The 21,930-nt window shown below is 69.4% G+C and carries 17 protein-coding genes and 2 pseudogenes; 12 read left to right on the top strand and 7 right to left on the bottom strand.

The features are described 5' to 3' along the window. The first annotated feature begins 52 nt into the window (after positions 1–52). From H293_RS0133380 to H293_RS0133340, 9 genes are all read left to right on the top strand, one after another. Positions 53–988: a carbohydrate ABC transporter permease gene (locus tag H293_RS0133380; protein WP_020122165.1), complete on the top strand. Its 936-nt coding sequence runs from the start codon at positions 53–55 to the stop codon at positions 986–988. Between the two features lie 17 nt (positions 989–1,005). Then, positions 1,006–1,929, top strand: coding sequence for a carbohydrate ABC transporter permease (locus H293_RS0133375; RefSeq protein WP_020122164.1), 924 nt, complete (start codon positions 1,006–1,008; stop codon positions 1,927–1,929). Positions 1,930–2,112: 183 nt separating this feature from the next. After that, the gene (locus tag H293_RS0133370) at positions 2,113–3,312 is read left to right on the top strand and encodes an ROK family transcriptional regulator (protein WP_020122163.1); all 1,200 of its coding nucleotides are present in this window, start codon (positions 2,113–2,115) and stop codon (positions 3,310–3,312) included. Positions 3,313–3,433: 121 nt separating this feature from the next. Then, positions 3,434–4,540 (top strand): sugar ABC transporter substrate-binding protein, encoded by a 1,107-nt coding sequence (locus tag H293_RS0133365; RefSeq protein ID WP_020122162.1) that lies wholly within the window; start codon positions 3,434–3,436, stop codon positions 4,538–4,540. 289 nt (positions 4,541–4,829) lie between these two features. Then, positions 4,830–5,621, top strand: a complete 792-nt coding sequence (locus H293_RS0133360; protein ID WP_063746952.1) for an ATP-binding cassette domain-containing protein — start codon at positions 4,830–4,832, stop codon at positions 5,619–5,621. Further along, positions 5,618–6,934, top strand: a complete 1,317-nt coding sequence (locus tag H293_RS0133355) for a sugar ABC transporter permease (RefSeq protein ID WP_020122160.1) — start codon at positions 5,618–5,620, stop codon at positions 6,932–6,934. The genes H293_RS0133360 and H293_RS0133355 overlap by 4 nt, the downstream gene beginning before the upstream one ends. A gap of 135 nt (positions 6,935–7,069) precedes the next feature. Further along, positions 7,070–8,989: a 1-deoxy-D-xylulose-5-phosphate synthase gene (gene dxs / locus H293_RS0133350; protein ID WP_020122159.1), complete on the top strand. Its 1,920-nt coding sequence runs from the start codon at positions 7,070–7,072 to the stop codon at positions 8,987–8,989. 147 nt (positions 8,990–9,136) lie between these two features. Next, a complete protein-coding gene (locus tag H293_RS0133345; protein ID WP_020122158.1) occupies positions 9,137–10,636 on the top strand; it encodes an amino acid permease in 1,500 nt (499 codons plus the stop codon). A 74-nt stretch (positions 10,637–10,710) separates the two neighbouring features. Beyond that, the gene (locus H293_RS0133340; RefSeq protein ID WP_020122157.1) at positions 10,711–12,141 is read left to right on the top strand and encodes an ArnT family glycosyltransferase; all 1,431 of its coding nucleotides are present in this window, start codon (positions 10,711–10,713) and stop codon (positions 12,139–12,141) included. A 100-nt stretch (positions 12,142–12,241) separates the two neighbouring features. Here H293_RS0133340 and H293_RS0133335 read toward each other — a convergent pair whose 3' ends face one another. After that, positions 12,242–12,607, bottom strand: coding sequence for a PIN domain-containing protein (locus H293_RS0133335; protein ID WP_028808426.1), 366 nt, complete (start codon positions 12,605–12,607; stop codon positions 12,242–12,244). 70 nt (positions 12,608–12,677) lie between these two features. Between H293_RS0133335 and H293_RS0133330 the strand changes: the two genes are divergently transcribed. Further along, positions 12,678–13,706: a DUF8189 domain-containing protein gene (locus H293_RS0133330; RefSeq protein ID WP_020122155.1), complete on the top strand. Its 1,029-nt coding sequence runs from the start codon at positions 12,678–12,680 to the stop codon at positions 13,704–13,706. An 80-nt stretch (positions 13,707–13,786) separates the two neighbouring features. On the opposite strand, the gene H293_RS0133325 is transcribed toward H293_RS0133330, so the two are convergent. From H293_RS0133325 to H293_RS55490, 3 genes and pseudogenes are all read right to left on the bottom strand, one after another. Further along, positions 13,787–15,913, bottom strand: a complete 2,127-nt coding sequence (locus tag H293_RS0133325) for a 3-hydroxyacyl-CoA dehydrogenase NAD-binding domain-containing protein (protein WP_020122154.1) — start codon at positions 15,911–15,913, stop codon at positions 13,787–13,789. Beyond that, positions 15,910–17,136: a thiolase family protein gene (locus tag H293_RS0133320; RefSeq protein WP_020122153.1), complete on the bottom strand. Its 1,227-nt coding sequence runs from the start codon at positions 17,134–17,136 to the stop codon at positions 15,910–15,912. The genes H293_RS0133325 and H293_RS0133320 overlap by 4 nt, the downstream gene beginning before the upstream one ends. Positions 17,137–17,254: 118 nt before the next feature. Then, positions 17,255–17,449 (bottom strand): annotated as a pseudogene (locus tag H293_RS55490) (substrate-binding domain-containing protein); the annotation flags it as partial. Between H293_RS55490 and H293_RS52980 the strand changes: the two are divergent. Then, positions 17,388–17,758: pseudogene (locus H293_RS52980) on the top strand (carbohydrate ABC transporter permease); the annotation flags it as partial. The pseudogenes H293_RS55490 and H293_RS52980 sit on opposite strands and share 62 nt — an antisense overlap. 16 nt (positions 17,759–17,774) lie before the next feature. Here H293_RS52980 and H293_RS0133305 read toward each other — a convergent pair. The 3 genes from H293_RS0133305 to H293_RS0133295 form a co-directional block, all read right to left on the bottom strand. After that, positions 17,775–19,055 (bottom strand): ribonuclease D, encoded by a 1,281-nt coding sequence (locus H293_RS0133305; RefSeq protein WP_078612747.1) that lies wholly within the window; start codon positions 19,053–19,055, stop codon positions 17,775–17,777. A gap of 134 nt (positions 19,056–19,189) precedes the next feature. Continuing rightward, entirely contained in the window at positions 19,190–19,852 is a 663-nt protein-coding gene (locus H293_RS0133300; RefSeq protein ID WP_007385400.1) for a response regulator transcription factor, read from the bottom strand. A gap of 236 nt (positions 19,853–20,088) precedes the next feature. After that, a complete protein-coding gene (locus H293_RS0133295) occupies positions 20,089–20,757 on the bottom strand; it encodes a DUF3000 domain-containing protein (protein WP_078612746.1) in 669 nt (222 codons plus the stop codon). Between the two features lie 116 nt (positions 20,758–20,873). On the opposite strand from H293_RS0133295, the gene hemE reads away from it, so the two are divergent. Beyond that, on the top strand, positions 20,874–21,929 hold the full coding sequence (gene hemE / locus H293_RS0133290) for a uroporphyrinogen decarboxylase (protein ID WP_020122150.1): 1,056 nt from the start codon (positions 20,874–20,876) through the stop codon (positions 21,927–21,929). The last annotated feature ends 1 nt before the right edge of the window (position 21,930 follow it).

Here is a 21,930-nt window from a genome sequence, read left to right as displayed (position 1 = left end):
CCGGGCCGGAGCACTCCGGCCCGGGAAAGGACCCCAGGGGCAGGAATCGCCAATGCACAAAGGGCAGTACAGGTTCGTCGCGGGATTTCTCTTCGCTCCCGTGGCGCTCTACCTGATCTTCGTGATCTGGCCCTACATCCAGACGATCGGCTATTCGCTGACCGACTGGAAAGGGCAGTCGCAGACGTTCAAGTTCATCGGCCTGGACAACTACAAGGCGCTGTTCCACGACGACGTCTTCATGCAGGCGATCTGGCACAACATCCTGTTCCTGATCTTCATCCCGGTGATCACCATTCTGCTCGCGCTGTTCTTCGCGTTCATGCTGAACGCGGGCGGCCGCAGCAAAGCCGGCGGAGTGCGGGGAGTCGCCGGATCGCAGCTCTACAAAGTCGTCTACTTCTTTCCCCAGGTGCTGTCGCTGGCGATCGTGGCCGTGCTGTTCAACGCGGTGTACCGCAGTGACGGCGGCGGACTCCTCAACGGAATCCTGATCAAACTCGGCCTGGTCGACGCCGAGAATCCGGTGGAATGGCTCAACGAGCCCAACCTGGTGCTGTGGATGCTGGTCATCGCCGTGGTGTGGCACGGAGTCGGCTTCTACCTGGTGTTGTTCTCGGCCGCCATGCAGTCCATTCCGAAGGACATCTACGAGGCCGCGCTCATCGACGGCGCGGGCCGCAACCAGTCCTTCTTCCGCATCACGCTGCCGCTGCTGTGGGACACCGTGCAGACCGCCTGGGTCTATCTGGGCATCGTCGCGATGGACATGTTCGTGCTGGTGTCGTCGATGACCCAGAACATGGGCGCCTACGGAGGCGGCCCCGACCATCACAGCGACGTGATGTCGACGGTGATGATGCGCAACTTCCAGTACTTCGGCAAGAGCGGATACGCCTGCGCGATGGGCGTCGTCATGCTGCTGCTCACCCTGGTCCTGTCCGTGGTCATGCTGCGTGCCACCCGCCGCGACCGCGTCGAGTTCTGAGCGGGAGAGATACGACGATGAGCGCACCCATCAAGGAGACCGCCGCCGTCCCGGCACAGCGGGCCACGGGCACGGCCCCGGCCCGTCCGGGCGGCGAGCGCAGCGAGGGCGTCGTCCTGAACGCCTTCTCGCACGGCTTCCTCGCGCTGTGGGCCCTGCTGATCGTGCTGCCACTGCTGTGGCTGGTGCTCAGCTCCTTCAAGACCGATGCCCAGATCGGCGGTTCGGCCTTCGGCTGGCCGCAGAACTGGTCCCTGGACGTCTTCGGACGGGCCTGGGAGAAGGGCATCGGCGACTACTTCCTGAACACCGTCATCGTGCTGGTCTTCTCGGTACCGCTGACGATGCTGCTCGGCTCCATGGCCGCCTACGTCCTGGCCCGCTACCAGTTCTGGGGCAACAGGTTCCTGTACTTCTTCTTCGTCGCGGGCGCGATGTTCCCGGTGTTCCTGGCTCTGGTCCCGCTGTTCTTCATGGTGAAGCGGCTGGACATGCTGAACACCTACCAGGGGCTGATCCTGGTGTACGTCGCCTACTCGATGCCGTTCACGGTGTTCTTCATGCACGCGTTCTTCCGGACGCTGCCCACGGCCGTCTTCGAGGCCGCGGTCCTCGACGGCGCCTCGCACACCAGGACCTTCTTCCAGGTGATGCTGCCGATGGCGAAGCCGGGCCTGATCAGCGTCGGCATCTTCAACACCCTCGGTCAGTGGAACCAGTTCATCCTGCCCACGGTGCTGATGCAGCCGCAGAGCGGCGACGATCCGGAGCGCTATGTGCTCACCCAGGGCCTGATCCAGCTCCAGCAGCAGATGGGATACGCCTCGGACCTGCCCGTGCTCTTCGCCGGGGTGACCATCGCGATGATCCCGATGCTGGTGGTGTACCTGTCCTTCCAGCGCCAGGTGCAGGCGGGGCTGACTTCGGCGACCTTGAAGTAGCGCTGCGCGAGCGCACACACGCGCACCGTCCCCGGTTCCGGTGACGGTGCGCTCACGTGTGCCCTACGCCCCGGATACTGTTCAACCTCTTGACGGGAGGCGACCCGAACGGCTCAGCTTAGAGTTCACTAGTTGGACATAGACGGGGCCTCATCGCTGCGGTCCCGTGCGCAGGAGGTCGTCGTGGAGACTCCGGGGTCGCAGTCGTCGCTGCACCGAGCCAACCTCGAGCGGGTCGTACGTGCCGTCCGGCTGGCCGGGTCGCTCACGCAGGCGGAGATCGCACGGACCACGGGACTGTCCGCCGCGACCGTCTCCAACATCGTGCGCGAGCTCAAGGACGGCGGAACCGTCGAGGTCACGCCGACGTCGGCGGGTGGCCGACGGGCCCGCGCGGTCTCCCTGAGCGGAGACGCCGGCATCGTCATAGGGGTGGACTTCGGGCACACCCATTTGCGCGTCGCGATCGGGAACCTCGCCCACCAGGTGCTCGCCGAGGAGTCCGAGCCGCTGGACGTGGACGCCTCCTCCACCCAGGGCTTCGACCGGGCGGAACAGCTGGTCAACCGGCTGATCGAGGCGACCGGTGTGGACCGTACGAAGATCGCCGGGGTGGGCCTCGGCGTGCCCGGGCCGATCGACCTGGAATCCGGCTCCCTGGGCTCCTCCGCCATCCTGCCGGGCTGGATCGGCACCAAGCCCGCCGAGGAGCTCGGGGGGCGCCTCGGCGTACCTGTCCACGTGGACAACGACGCGAATCTGGGCGCCCTCGGTGAACTCGTCTGGGGGAGCGGCCGGGGGGTGCGCGATCTGGCGTACATCAAGGTCGCGAGCGGTGTGGGCGCCGGTCTGGTGATCAGCGGCAAGATCTACCGGGGCCCAGGTGGCACAGCGGGAGAAATCGGGCATATTACTCTTGATGAGTCCGGCCCCGTCTGCCGTTGCGGCAACCGTGGCTGCCTGGAGACGTTTGCGGCCGCGCGCTATGTGCTTCCGCTGCTCCAGTCGAGTCACGGCACCGATCTCACCATGGAAGGCGTAGTTAGACTCGCGCGGGACGGAGACCCAGGCTGCCGTCGGGTGATCGCCGACGTCGGCCGACACATCGGCAGTGGAGTCGCCAATCTCTGCAACTTGCTGAACCCGAGCCGAGTCGTCCTGGGCGGTGATCTCGCCGAGGCCGGTGAGCTGGTGCTCGGTCCGATCAGGGAGTCTGTCGGCCGCTACGCGATCCCCAGCGCGGCCCGTCAACTGTCCGTGCTTCCAGGGGCACTTGGAGGCCGTGCGGAGGTGCTCGGAGCGCTCGCCCTCGCACTCAGCGAGATGGGTGATTCGACCCTTTTGGACAGCACGCTGCATGCAGCGACACCTGCCTTCACTTAGAGAACGCAAGACGTCGTTGCCATCTCGTTAAGTATTTACTTCTTGACGTCGCACGTGTGGCCGAGTTGACTTCCAGCCACCTCGGCCGCAACGACGCGGCCTCGTCAGGGAGGTTTCTCAAGTGAACACGCTCAAGCGTCGTGTGGCCGTATCCATCGCGATCTCGGCACTCGCCGTCTCCGCCGCGGCCTGTGGCAAGGCCGGCGACGACAACGGCAGCGACAGCAGCAGCTCGGGCTCCGGCTCCGGCGGCAAGTCGATCGGCCTGCTCCTGCCCGACAACGTCACCGCGCGGTACGAGAAGTTCGACAAGCCGTACTTCGAGGCCAAGGTCAAGGAGCTGTGCAGCGACTGCACCGTCTCCTACGCCAACGCCGCGGCCGACCCGGCCAAGCAGGCCCAGCAGATGAGCAGCATGGTCACCAAGGGCGTCAAGGTGATCGTGGTCTCCGCTCAGGACTCCGCCGCCATCAAGTCCTCCATCGCCTCCGCGGTGAGCAAGGGCGTCAAGGTCGTCGCGTACGACCGTCTGGCCCAGGGCCCGGTCTCCGCGTACGTCTCCTTCGACAACGTCAAGGTCGGTGAGCTCCAGGGCCAGGCCCTGCTCGACGCCCTCGGCTCCAAGGCGACCCCCAAGGCGAACGTCGTCATGATCAACGGTGACGACGCCGACCCGAACGCCGCGCAGTTCAAAGAAGGCGCGCACAAGGTCCTCGACGGCAAGGTCAAGATCGCTTACGAGCAGTCCGGCCTGTGGAAGGACACCGTCGCCGCGCAGAAGATGTCCGCGGCCATCACCCAGCTGGGCGCCAAGAACATCGCGGGCGTCTACGCCGCCAACGACGGCATGGCCGGCGGTATCGCCAACACCCTCAAGGGCGCGGGCATCAGCACCATCCCGCTGACCGGTCAGGACGCCGAGCTCGCCGCCATCCAGCGGATCGTCGCCGGCACCCAGTCCGCCACGGTCTACAAGGCCTACAAGCCCGAGGCCGACAACGCCGCCGAGCTCGCGGTCAACCTCCTGCAGGGCAAGGACATCAAGTCCCTGGCCGACACCGAGGTCACCAGCGGCTCCGGTGACAAGGTCCAGGCGAAGCTGCTGACCCCCGTCTCCGTGACCGTCAAGAACATCAAGGACACGGTCGTCAAGGACGGTCTCTACACCGTCGCCCAGATCTGCACCGCGGACTACGCCGCCGCGTGCAAGAAGGCCGGCCTTCAGTAAGAGCCGCTGAGCCCCGGGGCGCGTCCTTCGACGGACCCGCCCCGAGGCAGGCACCCAAGCCTGTCCGGCGCCCGCACCGCCTTCATACCCCGCTGCGGGGCGGGCGCCGGACGGAAGCATGACGGACGCAGCCGTTGCCAAGAGGCACCGGTCGCGCGCATGTTCGACAGTAAATCCGTGCTTACGGCACAACTCGTCAGTCGAGTGCTACGAGCCTGAGTGCCACGAGCGCAAACCCTCCGCGCCTTACCCCAAGCGCGGCATCCCCGCCGGTCAGGCGGCGAAGGAGATGGTTCACGTGTCCGCTACGCCCGTGCTGGCGTTGCGCGGAGTCTCCAAGCGATTCGGTGCGGTGCAGGCCCTCACCGATGTCGAACTGGAGGTCCACGCCGGAGAAGTGGTCGCCCTGGTCGGCGACAACGGCGCCGGAAAGTCGACGCTGGTCAAGACGATCGCCGGTGTCCACCCCATCGATGAGGGCGTCATCGAATGGGACGGCAACCCGGTCAGCATCAACAAGCCGCACGACGCCCAGGGACTCGGCGTCGCGACGGTCTACCAGGACCTCGCCCTGTGCGACAACCTCGACGTGGTCGGCAACCTCTACCTCGGACGCGAGCTGCTGCGCCGCGGCGTCATCGACGAGGTAACGATGGAGAAGAACTCGCGTGAACTGCTGAACACGCTCTCCATCCGCATCCCGAGTGTGCGCATCCCGATCGCGAGCCTCTCCGGCGGTCAGCGCCAGGTCGTCGCCATCGCGCGCGCCCTGATCGGCGACCCCAAGGTCGTGATCCTCGACGAGCCCACCGCCGCCCTCGGTGTCGAGCAGACCGCACAGGTCCTCGACCTGGTCGAGCGGCTGCGGGAGCGCAACCTCGGAGTCATCCTCATCAGCCACAACATGGCCGACGTGAAGGCAGTCGCCGACACCGTCGCCGTGCTGCGGCTGGGCAGGAACAACGGTTCCTTCTCGGTGAAGGACACCAGTCAGGAAGAAATCATCTCCGCGATCACGGGTGCCACGGACAACGCCGTGACCCGTCGTGCGGGACGTCGCAGCGCGGAGGCGGCAAAGTGAGCGACACGTCGAAGGTTTCCAAGGCGGACGCGGAGGCGCAGGACACGGTCGCCCCCGCCGACGACCCCACCGCGGCACCGGTGTCGGTGGTCGACCCCCGGCTGCTGGTCCGCGAAGAGGGCTTCAAGGGCTACTGGACCGAGTTCACGCGCAAGGTCAAGGGCGGTGAGCTGGGCTCGCTGCCGGTGGTGGTCGGTCTGATCGTCATCTGGGCGATCTTCCAATCCCAGAACTCCCGCTTCCTGAGCGCCGACAACCTCTCCAACATCAGCTACTACATGTCGGCCACCGGCATGATCGCCATCGGCCTGGTGTTCGTGCTGCTGCTCGGCGAGATCGACCTGTCGGTCGGTTCCGTCAGCGGTCTGGCCTCCACCCTGTTCGCGGTGTGGGTGGTCAACCACGGCATGAACGTCTGGCTGGCGCTGGTCCTCGCGATCATCACCGGTATCGCCATCGGCTCGCTGCACGGCTGGTTCTTCGCCAAGGTCGGCGTACCGGCGTTCGTCGTCACGCTGGCAGGTCTGCTCGGCTGGAACGGCCTGATGCTGTGGCTGCTGGGCTCCAGCGGCACCATCAACATCCCGTCCGACTCGGGTCCGATCCACCTGTTCGGCCAGAGCTCGTTCTTCATGAACCAGGCGATCGTCGGCGCTTACCTGCTGGCCGGCCTCGCCGTCGTGCTGACCCTCGTCGGCAACCTCAACGAGCAGCGGCGCCGCAAGGCCGCCGGCGTGCCCTTCCGGCCGACCGGCGAGATCCTGGTCCGCGTCGGCGCGCTCGCCGTCGCCTCCTTCCTGGCCGCCGCCGTCCTCAACAACGCGGCCGGCGTCTCCAACTCGCTGGTGATCTTCCTGGCGGCGCTGGTGGTCGTCGACTTCGTGCTCCGCCGCACCACGTACGGCCGTCAGGTCTTCGCGGTGGGCGGCGGCATCGAGGCCGCGCGCCGTGCCGGTATCAACGTGCCGATGGTCCGGATCACCGTGTTCGCCATCTCCGGTGGGTTCGCCGCGATCGGCGGTATGTTCTTCGCCGGTCAGACCGCGAGCGCGACCCTCAGCGCCGGTGGCGGCAACACCCTGATGCTCGCCATCGCGGCGGCCGTCATCGGTGGTACGAGCCTGTTCGGCGGCCGCGGTTCGGTGTGGTCGGCCCTCCTGGGCATGCTGGTCATCCAGTCCATCACGACCGGTCTGGACCTGCTGAACATGAACGCCTCGATCCAGTACATGATCACCGGTGGTGTTCTGCTGGGCGCCGTCGTCATCGACTCGGTGTCGCGAAGGTCTCAGAAGGCCTCCGGCCGCGGATAACACCGCAGGGGAGCGCCCCTCCAGATCGATGGTCCTGCCCGGCACCCACGAGGTGCCGGGCAGGATTGTTCTCGTGGAACATTAGACTCGACCCGCCCGGCAAAGCTCGATCAGCTCTAACGCAAGGAGGCACGGGTGCCGCTGCTGACCCGTATCAGGGGACCGCGCGATCTGGACCGGCTCAGCCTCGAGGAGCTGGACCAGCTGGCGGAGGAGATCAGGAGCTTCCTCGTCGGCGCGGTCTCCAAGACCGGCGGCCACCTCGGCCCCAACCTCGGTGTGGTCGAGCTGACCATCGCGCTGCACCGGGTCTTCGACTCGCCCAAGGACCGGGTGCTCTTCGACACCGGCCACCAGGCGTACGTGCACAAGCTGCTCACCGGCCGGCAGGACTTCTCGAAGCTGCGCTCCAAGGGCGGGCTGTCCGGCTACCCCTCGCGCGCCGAGTCCGAGCACGACGTCATCGAGAACAGCCACGCCTCGACCGTCCTCGGCTGGGCCGACGGGCTCGCGAAGGCCAACCAGGTGCTCGAACGCGACGACCACGTCGTCGCCGTCATCGGTGACGGTGCCCTGACCGGCGGTATGGCCTGGGAGGCGCTGAACAACATCGCCGACGCCAAGGACCGGCCCCTGGTCATCGTCGTCAACGACAACGAGCGCTCCTACGCGCCGACCATCGGCGGCCTCGCGAACCACCTGGCGACCCTGCGCACCACCGACGGCTACGAGCGCTTCCTGGCCCGCGGCAAGGACCTCCTGGAGCGCACTCCGGTCGTCGGCCGGCCCCTCTACGAGACCCTGCACGGCGCCAAGAAGGGCCTCAAGGACTTCATCGCGCCCCAGGGCATGTTCGAGGACCTCGGACTGAAGTACGTCGGCCCCATCGACGGCCACGACATCGAGGCGCTGGAGTCGGCGCTGGCCCGCGCCAAGCGGTTCGGCGGCCCGGTCATCGTGCACTGCCTCACCGAGAAGGGCCGCGGCTACGAGCCCGCCGAGCAGGACGAGGCCGACCGCTTCCACGGCATCGGCCCCATCCACCCCGACACGGGCCTGCCCATCAAGGCCTCCGCCGCCAGCTGGACCTCCGTCTTCGGCGACGAGATGGTCAGGCTGGGCCGCGAGCGGAAGGACATCGTCGCCATCACGGCGGCCATGCTCCAGCCGGTCGGACTGAAGAAGTTCGCGGACACCTTCCCGGACCGGATCTACGACGTCGGCATCGCCGAACAGCACGCGGCCGTGTCGGCGGCGGGCCTCGCGACCGGCGGCCTGCACCCCGTCTTCGCCGTCTACGCCACCTTCCTCAACCGCGCCTTCGACCAGGTCCTCATGGACGTCGCCCTGCACAAGTGCGGTGTGACCTTCGTGCTCGACCGGGCCGGCGTCACCGGCGACGACGGCGCCTCGCACAACGGCATGTGGGACATGTCGATGCTCCAGGTCGTACCGACGCTGCGGCTCGCCGCCCCGCGCGACGCAGAGCAGCTCCGCGCCCAGCTGCGCGAGGCCGTCCAGGTCGACGACGCGCCGACCGTGTTGCGCTACTCCAAGGGCGTCGTCGGCCCCGCCGTACCCGCCGTGGGTACCGTCGGCGGCATGGACGTCCTGCGTGAGCCGGGCACGGACACGCCCGACGTGCTCCTCGTCTCCGTCGGCGCCCTCGCCCCCATGTGCCTGGAGATCGCCGGTCTGCTGAACAAGCAGGGCATCTCCACCACCGTCGTCGACCCGCGCTGGGTCAAGCCCGTCGACGAGGCCATGGCCCCGCTCGCGGAGCGGCACCGCGTGGTCGTCACCGTCGAGGACAACAGCCGCGTCGGTGGTGTCGGCTCGGCGATCGCCCAGGCCCTGCGCGACGCCGGCGTCGACGTCCCGCTGCGCGACTTCGGCATCCCGCCGCGCTTCCTCGACCATGCCTCCCGCGCAGAGATCATGGCGGAGATCGGGCTGACCGCGCCCGACATCGCCCGCCAGGTCACGGGCCTCGTCTCGAAGCTGGACGGCCGCTACGACAGCGCCCCGGCCGAGGCGCAGCCCGCCCGCGACTAGCGCCTTCGGAACTCGGCCGTACGGGCCGGTCGGACCACTCTTGACAGTGGTGTGACCGGCCCGTTCGCGTGAATCCGGCCGCGCCGGGGCATACGACCTACGCCCCCTCTCGATCATGTCGAGGACGACACAGCGTGGGAGGTCCCCGTGAGCAGCACCCTCTTCCGGACGAAGAAGGTCGAGCAGTCCATCCTCGATACCGAGGAGCCAGAGCACGCGCTCAAGAAGTCCTTGTCCGCGCTGGATCTGACCGTCTTCGGCGTCGGCGTCATCATCGGCACCGGCATCTTCGTCCTGACCGGCACCGTCGCCAAGAACAACGCCGGCCCTGCGGTCGCCCTGGCCTTCGTCGTGGCCGGCGTCGTCTGCGCGCTCGCCGCGCTCTGCTACGCCGAGTTCGCCTCCACCGTCCCGGTGGCCGGATCGGCGTACACCTTCAGTTACGCCTCCCTCGGTGAACTGCCCGCCTGGATCATCGGCTGGGACCTGGTCCTGGAGTTCGCGCTGGGCACGGCGGTGGTGTCCGTCGGCTGGTCCGGCTACATCGCCTCGCTGCTGGACAACGCGGGCTGGCATCTGCCGGCCGCGCTCGGCAGCCGCGACGGGGCCCACGGCTTCGGCTTCGACATCCTCGCCGCCGCCCTCGTCCTGGTGCTCACGGCCATCCTCGTGCTCGGCACCAAGCTCTCCGCGCGCGTGACCTCGGTCGTCGTCGCCATCAAGGTGACGGTCGTACTGACCGTGATCATCGCGGGCGCCTTCTTCATCAAGGGCGACCACTACGACCCGTTCATCCCGAAGGCCCAGGAGGTGCCGGCCGGTGACAGTCTCCAGTCGCCGCTGATCCAGCTGATGTTCGGCTGGGCTCCCTCCAACTTCGGTGTGATGGGCATCTTCACCGCCGCCTCCGTCGTCTTCTTCGCCTTCATCGGCTTCGACGTCGTCGCCACCGCCGCCGAGGAGACCAGGAACCCGCAGCGCGACATGCCCCGCGGCATCCTCGGCTCCCTGATCATCTGCACGACCCTCTACGTGGCCGTGTCGATCGTCGTGACGGGCATGCAGAAGTACACGGACCTGTCCATCACCGCCCCGCTCGCGGACGCGTTCAAGGCCACCGGCCACCCCTGGTTCGCGGGCTTCATCAGCTTCGGCGCCGCGGTCGGCCTCACGACGGTGTGCATGATCCTGCTGCTGGGCCAGACCCGGGTCTTCTTCGCGATGAGCCGCGACGGACTGCTGCCCACGTTCTTCTCCCACGTCCACCCGAAGTTCCGGACCCCGCACCGGCCGACCATCCTGCTCGGCGTGATCATCGCGATCGTCGCCGGCTTCACGCCCCTGAGCGAACTCGCCGAACTGGTCAACATCGGCACCCTGTTCGCCTTCGTGGTGGTCGCCATCGGCGTGATCATCCTCCGCAAGTCCCGCCCCGACCTGCCCCGCGCCTTCCGCACCCCGTGGGTGCCGGTCATCCCGATCCTGTCGGTGGCGGCCTCCCTCTGGCTGATGCTCAACCTGCCGGCCGAGACCTGGCTGCGGTTCGCGATCTGGATGGTCATCGGCTTCGCCGTGTACTTCCTCTACGGCCGTACCCACAGCCGTCTCGGACAGCGCATGGCGGCCACGGCAGACAACAGGGAGTAACACATACGTTCTCCCTCTCCGGCCCCGTATGTCCTGCTCACCCAGGAGATACGGGGCCGGATAGCGTTCCGCGCATGCCCGCAGAGCTCCTGCTCCCGTCACCCTCCGTACCCGGTTCCCGTACGGCGTACTGGAGCCGACTGCTGCCCCCGCTCGCGGCCCTGGCCTGCGCGACGAGGATCCCGTCCTTCACGCGCCCCCTCTGGAACCCGGACGAGGGCTATCTCGCCGTCCAGGCACGGCTGCTGGCGCACGGCGGGCAGCTCTACGAGACGGTCGTCGACCGCAAGCCGCCCTTCGTGCCGTGGCTCTACGAGGCCACGTTCGCGGTGACCGGCTCCGGCACGCTGGCCGGCGTGCGGGTTCTGGCGGTCCTGGCCCACCTCCTCACCGCAGCCCTGCTGGCCTCCCTGGCCCGCCGCCGCTGGGGCGACGCGTCCGGCCGTACCGCGGGTGTGCTGTACCTGCTGATCTCCGTCGGACTGAACCCCGAGGACGCGCAGGCCGCGACCTTCGAGGGGTTCCTGCTGCCCTGCACGGCAGCGGCCATGTGGTGCGCGGACCGGCGGCGCTGGGGCGCGGCGGGAACGGCGGTCGCGTGCGCCTTCCTCACCAAGCAGACGGGCGGGGCGGTGCTGCTGCCGGTGGTGTGGCTGTACGTCACCTCGGGCGCGGGGCGTGGTGGCCTCGGGCGGCTGGCCGCGGGGGCGGTGCTGCCGGTGCTGGGCGCGGCGCTGGCCACGAACCCGGTCGGCTTCCTGTTCTGGACGGTGACGGGCTCGGGCGCGTACGCGACCCTGACCGGCTCCGAACTCCACGTACTGGCAAGAGGATTGGTCAACACCGCGATCGTGTCGGTGGCCTGCGCGGGCCTCGTCGCACCGGTCGTGCGGGCCCGGCGCGCGCCGACGGCCGATCTGTGGCTGTGGCTGCTCGCCTCGGCGGGAGCGGTGCTGCTCGGCCTGCACTTCTTCGGCCACTACTACCTCCAACTCCTCCCGCCGGTCGCGCTCCTGGCCACGGCGGCGCTCCGCGCGCTGCCGTCCGACCGCACGGTCACGGCGGTGCTCACGTCGGCCTGCGCGTGCGTGCTGTTCCTGACGTGGGGTGCGCTGGCCCCTCGCCCGGACCTCGACCACGCCCGCCGAGTCGCGCAGGCGGTGTCGTCCCGCACGGCGCCGGGCGAGCCGGTCCTGATCTGGGGGATGCACCCGGAGACGTACTGGCTGGCCGACCGCGCCCCGGCCACCCGCTATCTGACGGCGGGTCTGCTCACGAACTACAGCGGGGGCAGGGACGGCGGGCGAGTGGGGGAGAGATACGCGGTGCGGGGCGCGTGGACGGTGTTCCGGCGGGAGACGGAATCGGCGGTCCTGGTGGTGGACGACTCCAGCGGCAAGCCGTACGCACCGGAACGGGTGCGGGGCCTACGGCGGTTGTTGGCGGCGAGGTACGAGGAGGCGGGGACGGTGGACGGGGCGGTGCTGTATGTGAGACGGCGGTAGCGGGTGCGTTGTCGGGCGCTGGCCGGTGGGGGCTGGTCGCGCAGTTCCCCGCGCCCCTGAGGTACTTGCACCGGACCCGCCTTCAGAGGCGCACCGCGCGTCACGGTCGAACCGTGCGCGGTCCCGCCACCTCCGCCCCCAACTCCTCGACCCGCCGCCGAAGTTCACGATCCGCCGTCACCACCAGCACCGGCCGCTCACCCGCCTCCGCCACCAGCTCCACGATCCGGTCGTCCCCGCTCCCCGCCGCGGACTCCACCCGGACCCCCGGCACGGACTCCACCCCCCGAGCCGCCCCCTCCGCCACCAGCACGATCTCCGCCGGCCCGGGCCGCCCCGGCACCCCGTCCACCGCCAGCCGGTCCCGCAACCGCTCCGCCGCCCCCCGACGGTCCCGCCACCACCCGTCCGGCACCGAGCCGACGACGTTCGCGGCATCCACGACGACCAACAGCACGTCACTCATGCCCCCAGCGTCCCACGACCGGCCCACCCGAGGACGGCACCGACCGCCCGATTAGAGTGGAGCCGTGTCAATGGTCCGTACAGTGAACGGCGACTGGCTCATCCGCGCCCGTGACGGCCGGCTCGGCGTCTACGCCATCCGCGACGAAGCGGTGTGGTGCAGGGCGGAGCGCCGACCGGGCGGCGACACCTGGCTGCCCTGGCGCAAGGTCGGCGGCGACCAGCGCCTGCACCCCGGGCTCGCCGTGGGACACGGCGCCGACGGCTACGCACACCTCGTCTCCTGGCGGCCCACCAAGGCCCAGGAGTCCGGCCTGGTGCACTCCACGCATTTCCGGGTCCACCTCGCCGCCCTCGACTGGAGCCCGCTCGGCCACCCCGACAAGGCCGGTGCGCGTACGGGCGTCCCCGCCGTGGCCGTCGACGCGGAGGGCCGGGCCCATGTCTTCGTCCGCAACCGCGGGGACAGTGTGCGCGCCCTCATCCAGAAGGAGCGCGGCGGCTGGAACGCCTGGGCCGACCTCGGTGGGACCGGCGTACACGAGCAACTGTCCGCCGTGACAGGGGAGTCGGGCCGCGTCGAGCTGTTCGGCACCGACCCTGACGGCATCCTGCGCTGGCTCCAGACGGACGCGGGCGCCCCTCCGGTGCCGGCCGACCCGCTTGCGGTGCGCGTCGAGCCGGGCACGCTCAGCGCCCTGCCCACATCCAAGGAACACACCACCCTGTTCTTCTCGGACCCCGAGGGCATGCTCTACGCCTGGCGTCCGGACACCGAGCCCGCCCCTCTGCTTGCGGCGGCCGGGCCCGGCCCGGCGGCCCTGCTGCGCTGCACCCTGGAGGGCCACGACTGCACGGTGCTCGCCCAGCGTTCGGCCTCCGGCCGGGTCGCCTTCGCCGCCTGTCCGGCAGAGCGGGAGTCGGCGGGCCTGTGGTGGACGGAGTCCGGACCGCAGTTGCCGGCGGGCACGGCCGTCGCCCTCGCCGAGGACGCCGACGGCCGGGTCGTCGCGGCGACGGTGACCCCCGACGGGGAGCTCAGGATCGCCCGGCAGAAGGACGAGCCGGGACTGGCCCTGGCCGCCTGGCAGGAGGTCTGAGCGCCCACCCGCCCCATGCGGTCCACGGTGAACGGCAGAGGGCCCCCGCCGAAGCGGAGGCCCTCTGCACGTGCGGGGAGTTACGCCGGAACCGACGCCACACCCGGAGCCAGGAACTTCTTGCCGTTCACGCGCTCGGAGACACCCTCGCGGTCCAGGTACGGCGTGATGCCGCCCAGGTGGAAGGGCCAGCCGGCGCCCGTGATCAGGCAGAGGTCGATGTCCTGCGCCTCGGCGACGACACCCTCGCCGAGCATGAGCCCGATCTCCTGGGCGACGGCGTCCAGGACGCGGTCACGGACCTGCTCCTCGGACAGGACGACATCGCCCTGCTTGAGGAGGGCGGCGACCTCGGGGTCGAGCTCGGGCTTGCCGCTGTCGTAGACGTAGAAGCCGCGCTTGCCCGCCTTGACGACGGCCGCGAGGTTCGGGGAGACCGTGAAGCGGTCAGGGAAGGCCCGGTTGAGGGTCTCCGAGACGTGCAGACCGATCGCGGGACCGACCAGCTCCAGGAGGACCAGCGGGGACATCGGCAGGCCCAGGGGCTCCACCGCCTTCTCCGCCACGGCGACCGGGGTGCCCTCGTCGATGACGTTCTGGATCTCGCCCATGAAGCGGGTGAGGATGCGGTTCACGACGAACGCCGGGGCGTCCTTGACCAGCACCGCGGTCTTCTTCAGCTTCTTGGCGACGGCGAAGGCGGTGGCCAGCGAGGCGTCGTCGGTCTGCTCACCGCGGACGATCTCAAGCAGCGGGAGGATCGCGACCGGGTTGAAGAAGTGGAAGCCGACGACCCGCTCGGGGTTCTTCAGCTTCGACGCCATCTCGGTGACCGACAGCGAGGAGGTGTTGGTGGCGAGGATCGCGTGCGCCGGGGCGACCGCCTCGACCTCCGCGAACACCTGCTGCTTGACGCCGATCTCCTCGAACACGGCCTCGATGATGAAGTCCGCGTCGGAGAAGCCCTCGGCCTTGTCCAGCACACCGGTGACCAGGGCCTTGAGGCGGTTGGCCTTGTCCTGGTTGATACGGCCCTTGCCGAGCAGCTTCTCGATCTCGGCGTGGACGTAGCCCACACCCTTGTCGACGCGCTCCTGGTCGATGTCGGTCAGCACGACCGGCACCTCCAGGCGGCGCAGGAAGAGCAGCGCGAGCTGGGAGGCCATCAGACCGGCGCCGACGACACCGACCTTGGTGACCGGGCGGGCCAGGTTCTTGTCCGGGGCGCCGGCGGGTCGCTTGCCGCGCTTCTGCACCAGGTTGAACGCGTAGATGCCGGAGCGCAGTTCGCCACCCATGATCAGGTCGGCGAGGGCCTGGTCCTCGGCGTCGTAGCCCTGCTGGAGGTCGCCGTTCCTCGCGGCCTCGATGATGTCCAGGGCGCGGTACGCGGCCGGAGCGGCCCCGTGCACCTTGGAGTCCGCGATGAAACGGCCCTTGGCGACGGCCTGGTCCCAGGCCTCACCGCGGTCGATCGCCGCACGCTCGACGACGATCTCGCCCTTGAGGACGGACGCCGTCCACAGCAGGGACTGCTCCAGGAAGTCCGCGCCCTCGAACAGCGCGTCGGCGATGCCCAGTTCGTAGACCTGGGCGCCCCCCAGCTGCTTGTTCTGGTTGAGCGAGTTCTCGATGATCACCGAGACCGCCTTCTCGGCGCCGATCAGGTTCGGCAGCAGGGTGCAGCCGCCCCAACCGGGCACCAGGCCGAGGAAGACCTCGGGGAGCGAGAAGGCGGGCAGGGCCGCGGACACCGTGCGGTACTGGCAGTGCAGACCGACCTCGACGCCACCGCCCATCGCGGCACCGTTGTAGTACGCGAAGGTCGGCACCGCGATGCCCGCGAGGCGCTTGAAGACCTCGTGGCCGCCCTTGCCGATGGCGAGCGCGTCCTTGTGCTCCTTGAGGAGCTCGACGCCCTTGAGGTCGGCGCCGACGGCGAAGATGAACGGCTTGCCGGTGATGCCGACACCGACGATCTCGCCGGCCGACGCCTCCTTCTCCACCTGGTCGATGGCGGTGTTCAGGTTCGCCAGCGAGGCCGGGCCGAAGGTGGTCGGCTTGGTGTGGTCGAAGCCGTTGTCCAGCGTGATCAGGGCGAAGCGGCCCGCGTTGAACGGCAGATCCAGGTGACGTACGTGCGCCTGGGTGACGACCTCGTCCGGGAACAGCTCGGCCGCACCCTTCAAAAGCTCCGTGGTGCTCACTTGCTGCCTCCGGCGTCCTTGTGGTTCGGGTTCTCCCAGATGACCGTCGCGCCCATGCCGAAGCCGACGCACATGGTGGTGAGGCCGTAGCGGACCTCCGGCTGCTCCTCGAACTGGCGGGCCAGCTGCGTCATCAGCCGGACGCCGGAGGAGGCCAGCGGGTGGCCGTACGCGATGGCGCCGCCGTACTGGTTGACGCGGGCGTCGTCGTCCGCGATGCCGTAGTGCTCCAGGAAGGCGAGGACCTGGACCGCGAAGGCCTCGTTGATCTCGAACAGGCCGATGTCGGAGATGGACAGACCCGCCTGCGCGAGGGCCTTCTCCGTGGCCGGGATCGGGCCGTAGCCCATGACCTCGGGCTCGACACCCGCGAAGGAGTACGAGACCAGGCGCATCTTCACCGGCAGGTCGTGCTCGCGGGCGAAGTCCTCGGAGGCGATGAGGGAGGCGGTGGCGCCGTCGTTCAGACCGGCCGCGTTACCGGCGGTGACCCGGCCGTGCACACGGAACGGCGTCTTCAGCCCGGACAGGTTCTCCAGGGTGGTGCCCGGACGCATCGGCTCGTCGGCGGTCACGAGGCCCCAGCCGGTCTCACCGGCCTCCGGGTTGGTGCGGCGTACCGAGATCGGCACCAGGTCGGCCTGGATCTTGCCGTTGGCGTAGGCCTTGGCGGCCTTCTCCTGGGAGCGCACGGCGTACTCGTCGGCGCGCTGCTTGGTGATCGTCGGGTACCGGTCGTGCAGGTTCTCGGCGGTCATGCCCATGAACAGGGCGGACTCGTCGACCAGCTTCTCGCTCACGAACCGGGGGTTCGGGTCCACGCCCTCGCCCATGGGGTGGCGGCCCATGTGCTCGACACCACCGGCGATGGCGATGTCGTACGCCCCGAAGGCCACGGAGCCGGCCACCGTGGTGACGGCGGTCAGCGCGCCGGCGCACATGCGGTCGATGGAGTAACCGGGCACGGACTGCGGCAGACCGGCGAGGATCCCCGCCGTGCGGCCGATGGTGAGGCCCTGGTCACCGATCTGCGTGGTCGCGGCGATGGCGACCTCGTCGATCTTCTTCGGGTCGAGACCCGGGTTGCGGCGCAGCAGCTCCCGGATCGCCTTCACGACGAGGTCGTCGGCGCGGGTCTCGTGGTAGATGCCCTTCGGGCCCGCCTTGCCGAACGGGGTGCGGACGCCGTCGACGAAGACGACGTCCCTGACGGTACGAGGCACGATGGCTCTCCTCCAGATGCGGGATCTGCACTGCTGCGATGCGCTGAGCGCGCGCTCAGGACCCATGCTACTTATGAGTAACGTGACTGCCCACCCCTGGCGGCGGGAGCGGCGAAGGTCACATCGCGGGAGGCGCCGTGGAACCCCTCGGTGTCAGCACCGGATTGGGCACGGGATGCGATCCCGGTCCCTCCCCGGTGATCACCCCGAACAGCGTACGAGCCGCCTCCGCGCCGAATCCATGCACGTCGTGGCTCATCGCGGAGAGCGTCGGGTGGGTGAGCCGGCACAGCTGCGAGTTCCAGATCGTCAACAGCTTCGGCATGTCCGACTCGCTGTGGGCGCCGATCGTGCTCTACATGGGCACAGACATCGTCTCGATCTACATCTGATCGTGAAGGGCATCACGCTCTACAACGACTTCTCCATCCCGTTCCTCTACATGCCCTCGGAAGATCTTGGCGTGATCTCGACGTCGCTGTTCCGCTTCAAGGGCCCGTACGCGGCCCACTGGGAGGTCATTTCGGCGGGAGCGGTCCTGGTGATCCTGCCCACGCTCATCGTCTTCCTGTCGTTGCAGCGCTTCATCTACAACGGCTTCATGCGAGGAGCGACCAGATGACCTGCCGGGGCCGAGGCTAGGCGGACAGCGCGGCCACCAACACAGGAGTCACCTGTTCAACCTGCCAGGCCCGAGCCCCGTAACCGGCCAACGCCGCCCCGACCGACTCCGCACTCACCACACCCGGCGGCTCCCAGCAGACCCGCCGCACGGTGTCCGGGGTGATCAGGTTCTCCTGAGGCATGTTCAGGGTCTCGGCCAACGCGGACACCGCCGCCCGCGCCGCGGACAACCGAGCCGCAGCCGCAGGATCCTTGTCGGCCCAGGCGCGCGGCGGCGGAGGTCCCGTCACCGACTGCCCGGGCTGCGGCAGCTGCGCCTCTGGCAGGGCCCTGGCCCGGTCGACGGCCGCCTGCCACTGCTCCAGCTGCCGCCGTCCCGTCCGGTGCCCGAACCCGTTCAGCGCGGCCAGCGCGTGCACGTTGACCGGCAGGGCCAGCGCGGCCTCGACGATCGCCGCGTCGGACAGCACCTTGCCCGGCGACACGTCCCGCCGCTGGGCGATCCGGTCCCGCGCCTCCCACAGCTCGCGCACCACGGCCAGCTGCCGCCGCCGCCGTACCTTGTGCATCCCGGAGGTCCGGCGCCAGGGATCCTTGCGCGGCTCGGCGGGCGGCGCGGAGGCGATCGCGTCGAACTCCTGAAGCGCCCACTCCAGCTTCCCCTGGCGGTCGAGCTCCTTCTCCAGCGCGTCCCGCAGGTCGACGAGAAGCTCCACGTCGAGGGCGGCGTAGCGCAGCCACGGCTCGGGCAGCGGACGGGTCGACCAGTCGACGGCGGAGTGCCCCTTCTCCAGGACGAAGCCGAGCACTCCCTCCACCATGGCGCCGAGCCCCACCCGGGGGAACCCGGCGATCCGCCCGGCCAGCTCGGTGTCGAAGAGACGCGAGGGGATCATGCCTATCTCGCGCAGACACGGAAGATCCTGTGTGGCGGCGTGCAGCACCCACTCGGCACCGGAGAGCGCCTCGCCGAGACCCGAGAGATCGGGACAGGCCACGGGGTCGATCAGCGCGGTCCCCGCGCCCGCGCGGCGCAGCTGCACGAGATACGCGCGCTGTCCGTAGCGGTAGCCGGACGCCCGCTCGGCGTCGACGGCGACGGGGCCGGAGCCCGCGGCGAACGCGGCGATCACCTCGGCGAGCGCGTCCTCGTCGGCGATCACGGGCGGAATGCCCTCGCGCGGCTCCAGCAGAGGGATCGGAGCCTCCGCGACAGAAGATCCGCCATCGTCCGGAGGGGCGCCTCCGGTGGTTCGCAGTGAAACGTCTGCTGCGGTCTCTTGGGCGTCGGTCACATGTCAAGGGTATCTGTGTATGGACAGCGCCTGCCGACGGAACGTTCCGTCGGCAGGCGCCTGGGGGTCGTAAACCAGTCAGCCCGGTGAAAGCTCTGGTTCACGTCCGTGAACAGTGAGGCTCGGACGGAGCCTCAGTGGATGATGCCGGTACGGAGAGCCACCGCCACCATGCCGGCGCGGTCTCCCGTGCCGAGCTTGCGGGCGATCCGGGCGAGGTGGCTCTTGACGGTCAGTGCGGACAGGCCCATCGAGACGCCGATCGCCTTGTTGGACTGCCCTTCGGCCACCAGCCGCAGCACCTCGACCTCACGGCCGGAGAGCTCGCGGTAGCCGCCCGGGTGGCTCGGGGCACCCGGGGGGCGGCGGTGCATACGGGCGGCGGCGGCGCCGATGGGGGCGGCTCCCGGTCGGGTGGGGAGCCCGAGGTTGGTCCGGGTGCCGGTGACGACATAGCCCTTGACTCCGCCCGCGAGGGCGTTGCGTACGGCGCCGATGTCGTCGGCCGCGGAGAGGGCGAGCCCGTTGGGCCAGCCCGCGGCGCGGGTTTCCGACAGCAGGGTCAGGCCGGAGCCGTCGGGGAGATGGACGTCGGCGACGCAGATGTCTCTGGGACTGCCGATACGGGGACGGGCCTCCGCAACGGACGAGGCCTCGATGACATCGCGCACACCGAGCGCCCAGAGGTGACGGGTGACGGTGGAGCGGACGCGCGGGTCGGCCACGACCACCATGGCGGTGGGCTTGTTCGGGCGATAGGCGACCAGGCTTGCGGGCTGCTCGAGGAGAACGGACACCGGGCCTCCTGGGGTGCGGGACGGCTTGGAAGGTCACAGACGTCTTCGGCACCGAACCCGGCGTCCTTTAGAGAATGATCACGATCTAGTGAGTAACAATTAGTGCAATTCGGACGTACGGTCGATCGTTCGGTGAACATATCGGTTCGTTCGATGGCTCACTCCTGACTGAAAGTGGCCGTATCGACAAATTGATGCTCCATGTGGGTGGACGGTACGGCTGGTCAGGCAGGGGGTCAGCGGGCCTGCGGGTCCCGCCGCTGCGGCAACGTCACCACCGAAGCGTCACCCGGCCCGGCCGGGGGGAGGCCCGCGACCTGGGACAGCAGGTCGCACCAGGAGGCCAGGTGCCCCGCCGTGTCCGGCACCCCGCCCAGGCCCTCACGGGGCGTCCACGAGGCCCGGATCTCGATCTGCGAGGCCGCGGGGCGCTCGGACAGACCGCCGAAGTAGTGCGAGCTCGCGCGCGTGACGGTGCCGCTCGGTTCGCCGTACGACAGCCCGCGCGCCGAGAGCGCGCCGGTCAGCCACGACCAGCAGACCTCGGGCAGCAGCGGGTCGGCGGCCATCTCCGGCTCCAGCTCGGCGCGCACCAGCGTCACCAGCCGGAAGGTGCCCCGCCAGGCGTCGTGGCCGTCCGGGTCGTGCAGCAGCACGAGCCGCCCGTCGGCGAGGTCCTGGTCGCCGTCGACGACGGTCGCCTCCAACGCGTAGGCGTACGGAGCGAGCCGCTGGGGAGCCCGGGTCGGCTCGATCTCGATCTGCGGCCGCAGCCGACTGCCGCGCAGGGCTTGAACCGCGGCCTGGAAGGCCGGCGGAGCCGCACCGCTCCCATCCCGGTCACTCCCCTTCGCGTCGTCCATTCCGCCCGTGTCGTCCGACAGTCGTCCCTGTGCCGCAGCCATGCCGGAAGGTTAAGGGGAACGGGGGCCTGGTGCGGGCCTAGACACCCTGACTCGGCTCCATGCCCACACAGACACCGCGCATCGGGCACGCATCGCACCGTGCGAGACTTTCCGACGTGAGTGCACACCAGACGCCGCCGTCAGCCACGTACGAATCCGCCTTCCTCAAGGCCTGCCGGCGCGAACCCGTGCCGCACACCCCCGTGTGGTTCATGCGCCAGGCCGGGCGCTCGCTGCCCGAGTACCGCAAGGTGCGCGAGGGCATCCCGATGCTCGAGTCCTGCGCGCGGCCCGACCTGGTCGCCGAGATCACGCTTCAGCCGGTGCGCCGGCACAACGTGGACGCGGCGATCTACTACAGCGACATCGTCGTCCCGCTCAAGGCCATCGGCGTCGACCTCGACATCAAGCCCGGCGTCGGCCCGGTCGTCGAGCGCCCGATCCGCACCCGCGCCGACCTGGCCCAGCTGCGCGACCTCACCCCCGAGGACGTCTCCTACGTCACCGAGGCCATCGGCCTGCTGACCCGGGAGCTCGGCCCGACCCCCCTCATCGGTTTCGCGGGCGCGCCTTTCACCCTCGCGAGTTACCTCGTCGAGGGCGGCCCGTCCCGCACGTACGAGAACGCCAAGTCGATGATGTACGGCGACCCCGAGCTGTGGGCCGACCTCCTCGACCGCCTCGCCGAGATCACCGCCGCCTTCCTGAAGGTCCAGATCGAGGCCGGCGCCTCCGCGGTCCAGCTCTTCGACTCCTGGGCCGGCGCCCTCGCCCCCGCCGACTACCGCCGCTCGGTACTGCCCGCCTCGGCGAAGGTCTTCAAGGCGGTCGAGGGATACGGCGTCCCGCGCATCCACTTCGGCGTCGGCACCGGTGAGCTGCTCCAGCTCATGGGCGAGGCCGGGGCGGACGTCGTCGGCGTCGACTGGCGCGTCCCGCTCGACGAGGCCGCCCGCCGCGTCGGCCCCGGCAAGGCGCTCCAGGGCAACCTCGACCCGACGGTCCTGTTCGCCTCCACGGAGGCCGTCGAGGCCAAGACCCGCGAGGTCCTGGACTCCGCCGAGGGCCTGGAAGGCCATGTCTTCAACCTCGGCCACGGCGTGATGCCGTCCACCGACCCGGACGCGCTGACGCGCCTCGTCGAGTACGTCCACACGCAGACGGCCCGATAGG

Origin of the sequence: Streptomyces canus 299MFChir4.1 (genome assembly GCF_000383615.1) — a bacterium.
Lineage (GTDB): Bacteria > Actinomycetota > Actinomycetes > Streptomycetales > Streptomycetaceae > Streptomyces > Streptomyces canus_C.
The sequence above is the reverse complement of the archived record's forward strand: the minus strand, read 5'-3'. Positions and strand labels throughout refer to the sequence as shown.